The 12,130-nt window shown below is 71.2% G+C and carries 9 protein-coding genes; 5 read left to right on the forward strand and 4 right to left on the reverse strand.

Annotated elements, in window-relative coordinates; all coding sequences use genetic code 11:
- Window positions 1-87 precede the first annotated feature (87 nt).
- Together OG792_RS05315 and ctaD are read left to right on the forward strand one after the other, a co-directional pair.
- Entirely contained in the window at window positions 88-1,194 is a 1,107-nt protein-coding gene (locus OG792_RS05315) for an FAD-dependent monooxygenase (RefSeq protein ID WP_329111124.1), read from the forward strand.
- Window positions 1,195-1,385: 191 nt separating this feature from the next.
- Window positions 1,386-3,143 (forward strand): aa3-type cytochrome oxidase subunit I, encoded by a 1,758-nt coding sequence (gene ctaD, locus OG792_RS05320; RefSeq protein WP_329107879.1) that lies wholly within the window; start codon window positions 1,386-1,388, stop codon window positions 3,141-3,143.
- An 84-nt stretch (window positions 3,144-3,227) separates the two neighbouring features.
- Here ctaD and OG792_RS05325 read toward each other — a convergent pair whose 3' ends face one another.
- From OG792_RS05325 to OG792_RS05340, 4 genes are all read right to left on the reverse strand, one after another.
- Window positions 3,228-4,484 carry an MFS transporter gene (locus OG792_RS05325; RefSeq protein ID WP_329111125.1) on the reverse strand — a complete coding sequence of 419 codons (1,257 nt, stop codon included), beginning with the start codon at window positions 4,482-4,484 and terminating at the stop codon, window positions 3,228-3,230.
- A 54-nt stretch (window positions 4,485-4,538) separates the two neighbouring features.
- On the reverse strand, window positions 4,539-5,120 hold the full coding sequence (locus tag OG792_RS05330) for an isochorismatase family protein (RefSeq protein ID WP_329107881.1): 582 nt from the start codon (window positions 5,118-5,120) through the stop codon (window positions 4,539-4,541).
- 132 nt (window positions 5,121-5,252) lie between these two features.
- Window positions 5,253-6,539 (reverse strand): nicotinate phosphoribosyltransferase, encoded by a 1,287-nt coding sequence (locus tag OG792_RS05335; protein ID WP_329107883.1) that lies wholly within the window; start codon window positions 6,537-6,539, stop codon window positions 5,253-5,255.
- Between the two features lie 53 nt (window positions 6,540-6,592).
- Window positions 6,593-9,286, reverse strand: a complete 2,694-nt coding sequence (locus tag OG792_RS05340; protein ID WP_329107885.1) for a helix-turn-helix transcriptional regulator — start codon at window positions 9,284-9,286, stop codon at window positions 6,593-6,595.
- Window positions 9,287-9,490: 204 nt separating this feature from the next.
- Here OG792_RS05340 and OG792_RS05345 point away from each other — a divergent pair, with 204 nt between their 5' ends.
- From OG792_RS05345 to OG792_RS05355, 3 genes are all read left to right on the forward strand, one after another.
- The gene (locus OG792_RS05345; protein WP_329107887.1) at window positions 9,491-11,128 is read left to right on the forward strand and encodes a hypothetical protein; all 1,638 of its coding nucleotides are present in this window, start codon (window positions 9,491-9,493) and stop codon (window positions 11,126-11,128) included.
- Window positions 11,129-11,230: 102 nt separating this feature from the next.
- Window positions 11,231-11,521, forward strand: coding sequence for an ATP-dependent Clp protease adapter ClpS (gene clpS, locus OG792_RS05350; protein WP_329107889.1), 291 nt, complete (start codon window positions 11,231-11,233; stop codon window positions 11,519-11,521).
- A 63-nt stretch (window positions 11,522-11,584) separates the two neighbouring features.
- The gene (locus OG792_RS05355; protein ID WP_329111126.1) at window positions 11,585-12,079 is read left to right on the forward strand and encodes a DUF2017 domain-containing protein; all 495 of its coding nucleotides are present in this window, start codon (window positions 11,585-11,587) and stop codon (window positions 12,077-12,079) included.
- Window positions 12,080-12,130: the final 51 nt, after the last annotated feature.

Genomic DNA, 12,130 nt, shown 5'->3' on the forward strand with positions numbered 1-12,130 from the left:
CGCACGAGGTGCTATCGGTGAGCGATCGCGCGGAGTAGCGTCTTGGCTTCAACGCGTGCCGAGACCCCTCCCGGAGGCGTCACCAACATGCTCGGTTCCACCCTGCGCATCCTCATCGTCGGCGGAGGCATTGCCGGTCTGGCGACCGCCCGTGCCCTCCGGCTCGCCGGTTTCCGGCCCGAGGTGACCGAGTGGCAGTCCACGCCGATGGCCATCGCGGGCGGCATCTACCTACCGGGTAATGCCGCCCGCGCCCTGCGTGAGCTGGGTCTGGACAGCCCGGTCCGACCACTGGGCCAGGTGATCGCACGGCAGCGCTTCCTTGACGTACGCGGGCGGCGGCTCTGTGAGGTGGACCTCGGGCTGCTCTGGGGCGGGGTGGGGGAGTGCCGGGCGCTGCCCCGGGCCGAACTGCACCAGGTGCTGCTGACCGCCGCCGGGGGCGAGGTCCGGTACGGCACCGCGATCAACACGTTGGAGCTGATCCGCGACGCCGTCACGGTCACCTTCGACGACGGCCGCCAGTGCGAGTACGACCTGGTGATCGGGGCCGACGGCCGGCACTCGACGGTACGGACGCTGGCCGCCCTCGGCGGTCCGGCCCGGCCGGTCGGCCAGGTTGTCTACCGCAGCGTGGTGACCGGTGGGCCCAGGGTCACCGACTGGACGGTGCTGCTCGGCCACCACTGCGCCTTCGTCGTCGTTCCGATGGGCGCCGGTCGGCTGCACTGCTACGCCGACGAGACCTGTGCCGACCTGCCGGACGACCCGATCGCCCGGCTGCGGGAACGCTTCGCCGAGTACGGCGGCCCGGTGCCGGCGGTACTCGACGCGATCCGTTCGGTTCGGGTCGGGTTGAGCGACGAGGTCGAGTTGGGACGCTGGTCGCGCGGGCGGGTCGTGCTGGTCGGTGACGCCGCTCACGCCACCGCGCCGACCCTGGCCCAGGGGGCCGCGATGGCACTGGAGGACGCCCTGGTGCTGGCTCGGGCACTCGTGGCGGCGGACACCGTCGGTGAGGCGCTGGACCGCTACGAGAGTCGTCGGCGCCCGCGTACGAAATGGGTGCTGGACCGGACCCGCGACCGGGACCGGACCAGGGACGTGCCGCCACCGCTGCGCGATCCGTTGTTGCGCGGACGTGGCGCCCGGATCTTCGCCGAGCACTACCGGTTACTACTCGACCCCGCGTAATCGCGCACCGCGACGTCAGCCGAACGGTGCAGGCCGGTGGACCGCCCCGACGGCGCGTCCGGCCACCCGGCGCCGGAGCCGCCGCTGCTGGGGACTATTCTCGCCTCCGAGATACGGCCAACAGAGAATCAACAGCGCGTGCGGATCAGATCTGTGGGCGCAGTGGGACTAACGAGAACCGGAGGCCACTCGTGACCACCGTCGCACCGAAGCCGATCGTGACCCGGCCCTGGCCGGTCCGCCAGCCGGTAAAGGGTTCGGCCATCGCGCGGCTGCTGCGTACGACGGACGCGAAGCAGATCGGGATCATGTACATGATCACGGCTTTCGCGTTCTTCATGATCGGCGGCCTGATGGCGCTGCTCATGCGCGCCGAGCTGGCCCGACCGGGCCTACAGTTCCTGTCGGCCGAGCAGTACAACCAGCTGTTCACCATGCACGGCACGATCATGCTGCTGTTCTTCGCGACGCCGATCGTGTTCGCGTTCGCGAACTACGTGGTGCCGTTGCAGATCGGCGCGCCGGACGTGTCGTTCCCCCGGTTGAACAGCTTCGCCTACTGGCTCTACCTGTTCGGCGGGACGATGGCGCTCGGCGGCTTCGCGAGCCCGGGTGGCGCGGCCGACTTCGGCTGGTTCGCGTACGCGCCGCTGAGCAGTGTGGAGAACTCGCCGGGTGTCGGCGCCAACATGTGGATCGTCGGCCTGGCCATCTCCGGTCTGGGCACCATCCTCGGCGGCGTGAACATGATCACTACGATCCTCACGCTGCGTGCGCCCGGCATGACGATGTTCCGGATGTCGATCTTCAGTTGGTCGATCCTGGTCACCAGCCTTCTGGTGATCATGGTCTTCCCGCTGCTCGCGGCGGCCCTGTTCGCGCTCGCCGCGGACCGCATCCTCGGCGCGCACGTCTTCGACGCGGCCACCGGCGGACCGATGCTCTGGCAGCACCTCTTCTGGTTCTTCGGCCATCCCGAGGTCTACATCGTCGCGCTACCGTTCTTCGGCATCATCAGCGAGGTCATCCCGGTCTTCTCCCGCAAGCCGATGTTCGGCTACAAGGGCATGGTCGGCGCGATGATCGCTATCGCCGCGCTGTCGATGAGCGTCTGGGCGCACCACATGTTCGCCACCGGCCAGGTGCTGCTGCCGTTCTTCTCGTTCCTGAGCTTCCTCATCGCCGTACCGACCGGCATGAAGTTCTTCAACTGGATCGGCACCATGTGGCGGGGCCAGATCAGCTTCGAGGCGCCCATGCTCTGGGCGGTCGGCTTCCTGGTCACGTTCCTCTTCGGCGGCCTCTCCGGCGTACTGCTGGCCAGCCCGCCGGTCGACTTCCACGTCTCCGACACGTACTTCGTGGTGGCGCACTTCCACTACGTACTGTTCGGCACCATCGTGTTCGCCGTCTTCGCCGGCATCTACTTCTGGTTCCCGAAGATGTTCGGCCGGATGCTGGACGAGCGCCTGGGCAAGGTGCACTTCTGGCTCACCATGGTCGGCTTCCACACCACCTTCCTGGTGCAGCACTGGCTCGGCGCCGAGGGCATGCCCCGGCGGTACGCCGACTACCTGCCCGGAGACGGCTTCACCACGCTGAACACGATCTCCACCATCGGCGCGTTCATCACCGGTATCTCGACGTTGCCGTTCATCTACAACGTCTGGAAGTCGTACAAGACCGGTCCGGTGGTCGAGGTCGACGACCCGTGGGGTCACGGCAACTCGCTGGAGTGGGCGACCAGCTCGCCGCCGCCGCTGCGTAACTTCGACCGGATGCCCCGGATCCGCTCCGAGCGCCCGGCATTCGACCTCAAGTTCCCGGAACTGGCCGCCGGCCACTCCCTGGCCGGCCCCCCCGAAGGCGGCGCCAAGCCCCTCACCAGCGAGTCCGACGGCGGCGCCAGCTACCAGGAAGACACCGCCACCAACCTAGACCGCCCCTAACACCCCAACCCCACCGAAAGGCGCCGCCCCCACCGGGACCGGCGCCTTTCGCGTATCCCCCCACCCCGGCGCCTCTCGCGTTGATCATGAAGTTAGCGACGATTTTTCGCGCTCAGAGCGCGCTAACTTCATGATCAACGCGTCTTTGGGGGAGGGGGAGCGGGGGGAACGGTGGAGGGGGAGGACCAGGAGGGCGGTTAGGGTGCCTAGGAGGCCGGTGGCGGCGAAGCCCCAGAGGGGGGAGGAGGCGTCGATCACGGCACCGGCCAGGGGGGCGCCGAGGGCTACGCCGACGGTGATCGCCGAGCCGTGCAGGCCCATCGCCTCGCCGCGTACGGCGGCCGGGGCGAGGCGGCTCACCGCGTCGGCGGTGGCGGCCAGGGTCGGTGCGCAGAGTGCACCGGCCGGCAGCAGGACGAGGCTGAGCAGCCACCAGTGGCTGCCGCCGAGGCCGACCGGAATGGTGGCCAGGCCGAGCAGAACGGTCAGCAGCAGCGGCGACACCGAGCGGGACAGCGCACCGTACGCGAAGCCGCCGACCAGTGAGTAGGCGGCCCACACCGAGAGCACCGCCCCGGTCCAGCCGACCTGGTCGGAGTCGCGCAGGATCGCCACCACGGAAACATCCGTACCGCCGAGCACCAGTGTGCCGGCCGCGCTGAGCGCCAGCAGCCCGATCAGGCGCGGGGTGAGCCATTCCCGCCGGGCGATCCGTACGGGTGGCGCGGTCGCCTCCGCCTCGGTCCGGGTCGGCGGGTCGAGCAGGAACAGCAGCACCCCGGACAGGACCATGCCGGCACCGATGGCGTACATGGTGATCTCCGGCGAGACGGCGGTGGCCAGCAGCACGGCCAGCGCCGGCCCGGTCATGAAGGACACCTCGACCGACATCGAGTCCAGCGCGTACGCCTGCCGGCGCTGCGGCGGCGGGACCAGCGCGGCGATCGACTGCCTCACCACGGAGAAGACCGGCAGCGTGAGCAGGCCGCCGAACAGCACCGAGCCGAGCAGGACCGGGTACGACAGGCTCGGTGCGGCGACCCAGAAGACCGCCGACGCGACGGTGGTCAGCAGCAGCACCGGGCGCAGGCCGCGCCGGTCGACCAACCGCCCCAGCAGGGGCGCGCCGACGGCCGAGCCGATCGTCATCACACCCCCGGCGGCCCCGGCGGCGGCATAGCCGTAACCCAGGCCGACCACGTGCAGGGTCAGCACCACGGCGGAGGCCGCGATCGGCACCCTGGCCAGGATCGACACCAGCAGCAACGGCCTGAGTCCGGGCAGCGCGAGCACAGTGCGGTAAGGCTTCAAATCCAACACGGTCCGTACCTCCCGGACCATCTTGGCCCAGGGGTGGGACCGCGGCGCCACCGGGTTTCGCCGGAGCGGCCCCGCTCAGCGGCCCCGGAGCACCGGTTCGCCCCGAAGTGTGATCCCCGCCTCGCCCAGCTCGGCGACGGTCTCCCGGGTGGTGTGCGGGGCCACCCCGGCGGTCAGGTCGAGCAGGACCGTGGTGTCGAAGCCCTCCCGGGCGGCGTCCAGCGCGGTCGCCCGTACGCAGTGGTCGGTGGCGATGCCGACCACGTCGACCGCGTCGACCCCGCGCCCGCGCAACCAGGCGGCCAGGCCCTCACCGCCGTCGGACATCCCCTCGAACCCGGAGTACGCCGCCGACCGTTCCCCCTTGCGGAAGACCTCCTCGATCGGGTCCGTACGCAGGTTCGGGTGGAAGTCCGCACCGGGTGTGCCGGCCACGCAGTGCTCCGGCCAGGAGTCCACGTAGTCCGCCGGATCGCCGAAGTGGGCGCCGGGATCGACGTGGTAGTCCTTGGTCGCCACGACGTGCTGCCACCGGTCCGGTTCGGCGGCGAGGAGATCGGAGATTCCCGCCGCCACCCCGGCACCGCCGCCGACGGCGAGCGACCCGCCCTCGCAGAAGTCGTTCTGCACGTCGACGACGATCAGTGCTCTGCTCATGTCTGGATTACGCCTTTCGCGTCGGTTTCGGGTCACGCTCTTCGCGTCGGTTCCGGGTCACGCTCTTCGCGTCGGTTCCGGGTCACGTCTTGTGCGTCGGTTCCGGGTCAGGTCTTGTGCGTCGGTTCCGGGTCAGGTCGTGGGGACCACGGTGACCGGGATGGTCGGGTCGCCGGCGGAGAGCTTGAGTCCCTCCCAGGGGATCGAGATGAGGCACTGCCGCAGGTGCTCGCGGGACTCGACCAGGCCGGGCAGGTCCACCGGATCGCCCGCGATCACGTAACTGCGCTGAAGCAACCGGTCGTTGGACCGGTGGTCGGGCACCCCCTGGGAGACCACTATCTCCTCGGTCGCCGTACCGGTCGGCTTGTGCCGGCGGATAGCGACCTTGCGGCCGCCGACGGTCGCCTTGTTCTCCGACCGTTTCACCACCGGCCGACCGTCGACCTCGACCAGCTTGTAGACCAGCCCGGCGGTGGGCGCGCCGGAGCCGGTGACCACCGCGGTCCCGGCGCCGTACATGTCAACCGGTTCGGCGGCGAGCGCGGCGATGGCGTACTCGTCCAGGTCACCGGAAACGATGATCTTCGTTTCGGTGGCGCCGAGCGAGTCGAGCAGTTCCCGCGAGTGGTGCGCCAGCACCGACAGGTCACCCGAGTCGATCCGGATCGCCCGCAGGTCCGGCCCGGCGACCGCTATCGCGTTCCGGATGCCCTGCGCGATGTCGTACGTGTCGACCAGCAGCGTCGTGCCCTTGCCCTGGGCCGCCACCTGGGAGGCGAACGCCGCCGCCTCGTCGTCGTGCAGCAGTGTGAACGCGTGCGCGGCGGTGCCCGCCGTCGGGATGCCGTAACGGCGGCCGGCGGCCAGGTTGGAGGTGAAGCCGAAACCGGCCAGGTACGCCGACCGGGCGGCGGCGACCGCGGCCTCCTCGTGCGCCCGCCGGGAACCCATCTCGATCACCGTACGGCCACGGGCGGCGGTCACCATCCGGGCCGCCGCGGCGGCGATCGCACAGTCGTGGTTGAGCACCGACAGGGCCAGCGTCTCCAGCACCACGCACTCGGCGAAGGTGCCCGAGACGGTCAGGATCGGCGAACCGGGAAAGAACAGCTCACCCTCGGCGTACCCCTCGATGTCGCCGGTGAAGCGGAACCGGGACAGCCAGGCGGCGGTCTGCTCGTCCACCACCCCGGCCGTACGCAGCCAGTCCACCTCGGCGGCATCGAAGCGGAACTCCCTGATCAGCTCCACCAGGCGGGCCGTGCCGGCGACCACGCCGTACCGACGGCCGGTGGGCAGCCGGCGGGTGAACACCTCGAAGACGCACTGGCGGTCGGCGGTGCCGTCCTTGAGAGCGGCACTGACCATGGTCAGCTCGTAGTGGTCGGTCAGCAACGAGGAATGGGGATTGCTCACCGGTCCAGACTAAGGGTGTGCCGTTTCGGGCGGGATGGCATGACCACAGGCGTTCATCCAGTGGTCTTGCCGTCGTGGTCCGGAAGGGCCCGCAACGCCGGCCACAGTTCCCCGCGCCCGGTGACGCCGAGCTTGGTGTAGACCCGCTGAAGATGGTTCTCCACCGTGCGGGTGGAGATGTAGAGCTGCTCCGCGATGTTGCGGCTCGGTATGCCACCGGCGGCCAGCCGGGCGATCTGCCGCTCCCGATCGGTCAGCGCCGGCTGCTCGGCGGTCAGCGCCGGAGTGCGTACGTCCTCGCAGCGCTCCAGCAGCGCGCTCAGCCGTACGGTGGCCTCGTGCGCGCGCGGCGACTTGGCCTCGCGGAGCCGGGCCACCGCCATCGCCGTCGCCTCGGCGGCGAACAGCGTCAGCTCCAGTTCCTCGAAGCTGGCCGCGACCGTGAGCAGGTCGTCGCCGGAGCGGGCCACCACCGCCCGGCCGTGCCGGGCCAGCAGCGGCGGCAGCGCGCCCTCGACAGTCTCGGTCAGCTCGGTGAGCCGGTTCGCCACGGTCTGCCGTCGACCCTCCCGGGTGGCCCGACCGATCTCCCGGTCGGCCCGGTCCAGCCGGACCAGGTCGTGCAGGGCCAGCACCTCGTGCCCGCCGAGCCGGTGCTCGCGCAGCTGCTCGACCAGCTTGCCGAGGTTGGCGGCGGCGCCGTCGAGGTCACCGGTCGCCGCCAGCACCGCGGCCCGCGCCTGCTCCCGCCACGGGTAGAGGATCGCCATACCGGGCGTGTGCGCCCGGTCGGACGCGCCCATCGCGTCGATGGCCGTGGCGGTGTCGCCGCACAGGGCCGCCGCGTGGGCCCGTTCGGCGTGCGCCAGACCGGCGAAGACCGGGCTGGTGGCGAGCACCGCGCAGGCGTCCGTGCTGCTCCGGAACGCCTCCGCGGTCCGGCCGCGCAGTCGGGCCGCCTGGGCGCGCAGGATGGACAGATAGCCGGAGCCGAGCCGGAAGTCCCCGGCCACCGCCAGGTCGGCGAACTCGGCGGCCACTATCGCGTCGATGCCGTGCAGGTCACCGGCGAGCGCGAGCCGGGTGCCCCGAGCCAGTTCCAGCGCGAGTTGCAGGTACGGCATGTCGTTACGCCACAGCGCGGCCTCCGCCTCCACCCCGGCGACCGCCCGACCGCTGTGCAGCAGTTCACCCCGGGCCGCCTGAAGGTGCGCGATCGTGCACCGGGCCAGCCCACGGGCGGCCAGGGTGGCCGCCGGCCGGTCCAGCACGGCCCGGCTCAACCGCAGCGCCTCGGCGAAGTCGAGCTGGTGCAGGCGCATGATCGCCTCGAATGCGCGTACCCGGGCGCGGGCCGGCGGGTCGGTGAGCTGCTCGGCGGCGGCCGATATCTCCTTCACCGTCGACTGCTGGCTCAGCCCCCAGTAGGTCACCATCCCGCGTACGGTCAGCCACCGGCCGCGTCGTTGGTCGGAGTCGATCTCCTCGGCGGCGACGTCGAGGATCGAGATCGCCTTGTCCGGCTGGTCGTTGAACATCAGGATGGTGGCGAGCAGTTCGGCGGCATCGAACCCGCCGCCGTTGTCCAGCGCGGCCTGGGCCAGCCGGGAGGCGAGCGGTACGTCGAACCGGCCGAACGCCTGCCCGGCCGCGTGGATCAGCAGGACGGCGTCCTGCGGGGTGTCGGAGTCGAGCCGCCAGACGGTCAGCCGCAGCAGGTCGTCGCGGCGTTTCTTGCCGGCCTGTTCGAACAGGTCGGCGAGTTCTTCCTTGAGTCGCCGGGCTCGCGTCGCCGGGCACTTCTTACGGACCAGGTCGCCGTAGAGCGGGTGGGCCAGCCGTACGTCGGTGCGGCGGTCGTCGCGCCGTTCGCGGATCAGGCCCCGCTCCATGGCCGTGTCCACGTCGGCCTCGTCGGTGGCCTTCTGGAGCAGCTTCAGCCCGATCGGTTCGCCGAAGGCGACCAGTTCGAGGACCCGGCCCACGCCCGGACTGAGCGCGCCGATCCGGGTGTCGATCAGCTGCTCCAGGCTCGGGGCCATCGCCACCGGAGCGGTCCGGGTCCAGGTCCAGGTGCCGAACTCGCTCTCCACCAGCTCGTTGCCGGTCATCGCGGCGAGCACCAGTTCGCGCAGCATCAGCGCGTTGCCCTGGGCGTACCGGTAGAGCCGGTCGGCGGAGATGCGGTCGAGTTGGCCGCCGAGCATCTCGTTGAGCAGCCGGTGCGCCTCGGGCAGCCCCATCGGGGGCAGGTCGATGTGCTCGACCAGGTCGTCCCTCCACAGTGCCCGGATCGACGACGGGATCTCCTCGCCGCTGCGGACCGTGCAGAGCACCTTGGCGTTCTCCGCGTGCGCGATCAGGTAGACCAGCGCGGCCGAGGACTGGTCGAGCAGGTGGGCGTCGTCGATGGCGAGCACAATGGTCCGCCCGGCGGCCTGCTGGTGCAGCGCGTCGAGCGCCCAGCGCAGTACGCCCGCGCCGGTGAGTCCGGCCGGTTGGTCGGCGGGCAGCACCTGGGCCAGCCCACCGAACGGCAGGCCGCTGGTGGCGATGTTGCCGGAGGTCCGCCAGACCGCGTACCGGTCCTGCGGCAGGAGTTTGACGGCCTCCCGGAGGAGTCTGCTCTTGCCGATCCCGGCGTCGCCCCTGAGAATGACCCCTCGACCGCGTGAATTGGTGGCGGCGGCGGTCAGGCGGTCGAGTTCAGCCGAGCGGCCGACGAAGTTCCACAGAGGCATCGCCATCCACGCAGCATATCGATCTGACTCGTTCCAGGTGCGATCCGCGACGCGCCGGAGTTGAGTAGGGCCACGCTGACCGATGAGTAACAAAGTTCCTCGCAGCGTGCGGGTATCGACACGTAGCGTTCTCTCCGCCGGTGTGAATGCCGGACTCGTACCTGTCCGACGTGATCCGCCGGACCCGCCATTGGTCAGGGAGGCCGCCGCATGGAGTCCGGCCCGCGGTACAGCAGCACCGGTTCCGGCCGCCCGGTCCGTACCTTCGACGGCTCCGCGACCGGCCCGGACCGGCCGCGGGACACGCCGGGCCCGGCAGCGGTACGCCCGGAGCCCGGCACCGCGCCGACCCGCCCCGGACGGCCACGGGTCGACGAGGCGCTGGTCGACGCCGCACCCGACGAACCGCTGGCGGTGGTGGCCGTCGGTCCCGCCGGAGCCGGTCGCGCCGCCGTCATCGCCGCCCTGCTCGGCGCGGACGAGACCGACCTGCGCGTGCCGGAGGGCAGCTACCTGGTGGTCCGCCACGGCCGACGGGTCACCGGCGCGGCCTACGTCCCCGGCTACCGGGACCCGCACGGCTACGCCACCGACGGCGGTCCGGCCCTGGCTCGCCCGCCCCGCCGGGTGGAAATGACCCGTCCCGAACCACTGTTGCGCCGCTTCGACCTGGTCAACGTGCCGGACACCGGCGATCTCGGGCTGGCCGGCAACCGGGTCCTGCTCGACGTGGTCGAACGAGCCGGTGCGCTGCTCTTCGTGATCGCCGCCGACCAGTGTCTGGGCGTCGCCGACCTGGACCTGCTCACCCAGGTAGCACAGGGCGAGGCGAGGGTCTTCTTCGCGGTGACGCCCGGCGCGGACGGCTGGCCGGAGGTCGGCGGCGGTGCCGGGTCGGGCCCGTCGCACCCGGACGACGACCTCGGGCCGGAGATCGGCTATCTGCTCGACCCGGCCGGTCCCAGCCCCACGAGCATCATCCTCGACGCCCACCGGGCGGCCCTGCTGGCCGCCGTGCCGGTGCTGGCCGACGCCGGCTGGTTCGCCCTGGACCCGCGGGGCGGGTACACCGGACAGTTGCGTGACGCGCTGACCGTCTGGGCGGAGCGGGAGGCGATGCGACGGATCGCGGCGAATCCGCCGGTGCCCCCGAACGCGGGCCGTACGGTGCGGGTCGCGCCGACCGAGCCGGACTCGGACTGGGCCGACTGGCTCGACCGGGAGGTGCACACCCGCGCCCACCGGCTCCGCCAGCACCTCGCGCTCGAACTCGCCCACATCCACCTGCGGTGTGTGCAGGAACTCGTCTTCGGTGGCGGCTGCCGGGCCCTGCCGGCGGCGCTGGACCGGGAACTGCACGCGCTGTCGCTGCGCGCGGTCGCCGAGTCCGACCGGGGCGTGGAGCGGATCCTGACCGAGACCCTCACCCGCGTCTTCGGCGAGGAGCCGGACGAGGCCGTACGTCGGCGGGTCGCGGTCGCCGTACGGTGGGGTATCGCCGAGGAGCGCGGCGGGCGCGAACTGGCCCGGGTGTTGCTCGTCACGAGCACCGGCGGGGTCGCCGCGGTCACCGGCGCACAGGCGGTGTCGGCGCTGGCGGTGTACCCCGGTGAGCTCGGTGGGCTGGTCCTGCCGCCGATCGGCGCCGGCCTGTCCGGCGGCTGCTACCAGCACTGGCGCGGCCCGGCGAACGCCGACACGCCCAAGGCCCGGTCCTGGCTCCAGCGGGCGCTGCGGGAGGTCGAGCTGGAGCTGGCCCGCGAGCTGACCCGGCGGTTCGAGGCGGTCCAGGTGTCCCTGGGTACGGTGCTGGGCGACGCCGTCGAACACGGCATCCTGCTCGCCTAGCGGCGTCCCGTCGTCGGCCCGTGACCGGCCGAGCGCCAACTTCCGGACACCGGCGGCGTTCCGGTTCAACAGTTCCCGTGGGGCAGTGGCACGATGGAGGGCATGGCGGCTCCCCAGATCGCACCAGTCGAGACGCCGGCCACCGAGGAGGTGCCGGTTGCCGACCGGGCCTGGGTCACCATCGTCTGGGACGATCCGGTGAACCTGATGTCGTACGTCACCTGGGTGTTGCAGAAACTCTTCGGCTACAGCCACGAGAAGGCCGAGCAGCTCATGCTCGACGTACACCACAAGGGCCGGGCGGTGGTGTCCAGCGGCGCCCGTGAGCGGATGGAGCACGACGCGTCACAGTTGCACGCGTACGGACTGTGGGCGACGGTCGACCAATCGTGAATAGTGGGCACGAGCGGATCGGGTCGGCCGGGCGCACGAGGGCAGCGGGGAATCGGAGTGAGCATGTTCCGTCGGTACGGCGAACACTGCGTGGCCACGTTCGCCGCAGACGAGGTACGGGTGCTGCGCAAGGTCGCCGCCGAGGTGGTGGGCCTGCTCACCGACGGCTTCGACCATGACGACCCGGTGGTCGGCCGGCTTTTCCCGGACATCTACCCCGAGGATCCGACCAACTCGGCCGAGTTCCGCCGCTACACCGAGGGCGACCTGAAGACCGGCAAGATCGACCAGGCCGGGGCAATCCTGGCCGGGCTGCCGCCGGAGTCCGGCGGTGAGGTACGTCTGGACGCCGAGGCGGCCGAGGCGTGGCTGCGCGCCCTCAACGACGCCCGGCTGGCGATGGGCGTACGGCTGGAGATCAAGGACGGCACCGACCTGGGTGACGAACTCGACCAGGCCATCCTCCAGGACCCGACATCGAGCCGGGTGTTCCAGCTCTCCGTCTACGCCTACCTGGGCTACCTCCAGGAGTCCCTGCTCAACGCCCTGGTCGACTAGGCGGGACACGTGCCGAAGGGCTCCGGGCGGGAACCCGGGGCCCTTCGGCGT

Source organism: Micromonospora sp. NBC_01699, from assembly GCF_036250065.1.
Taxonomy (GTDB): Bacteria; Actinomycetota; Actinomycetes; order Mycobacteriales; family Micromonosporaceae; genus Micromonospora_G.

Coding starts and splice junctions, on each gene's coding strand:
- OG792_RS05315 (WP_329111124.1), top strand. CDS start 88: ATGCTCGGTTCCACCCTGCGCATCCTCATCGTCGGCGGAGGCATTGCC.
- OG792_RS05325 (WP_329111125.1), bottom strand. CDS start 4,484: ATGGTCCGGGAGGTACGGACCGTGTTGGATTTGAAGCCTTACCGCACT.
- OG792_RS05330 (WP_329107881.1), bottom strand. CDS start 5,120: ATGAGCAGAGCACTGATCGTCGTCGACGTGCAGAACGACTTCTGCGAG.
- OG792_RS05340 (WP_329107885.1), bottom strand. CDS start 9,286: ATGGCGATGCCTCTGTGGAACTTCGTCGGCCGCTCGGCTGAACTCGAC.
- OG792_RS05345 (WP_329107887.1), top strand. CDS start 9,491: ATGGAGTCCGGCCCGCGGTACAGCAGCACCGGTTCCGGCCGCCCGGTC.
- clpS (WP_329107889.1), top strand. CDS start 11,231: ATGGCGGCTCCCCAGATCGCACCAGTCGAGACGCCGGCCACCGAGGAG.
- OG792_RS05355 (WP_329111126.1), top strand. CDS start 11,585: ATGTTCCGTCGGTACGGCGAACACTGCGTGGCCACGTTCGCCGCAGAC.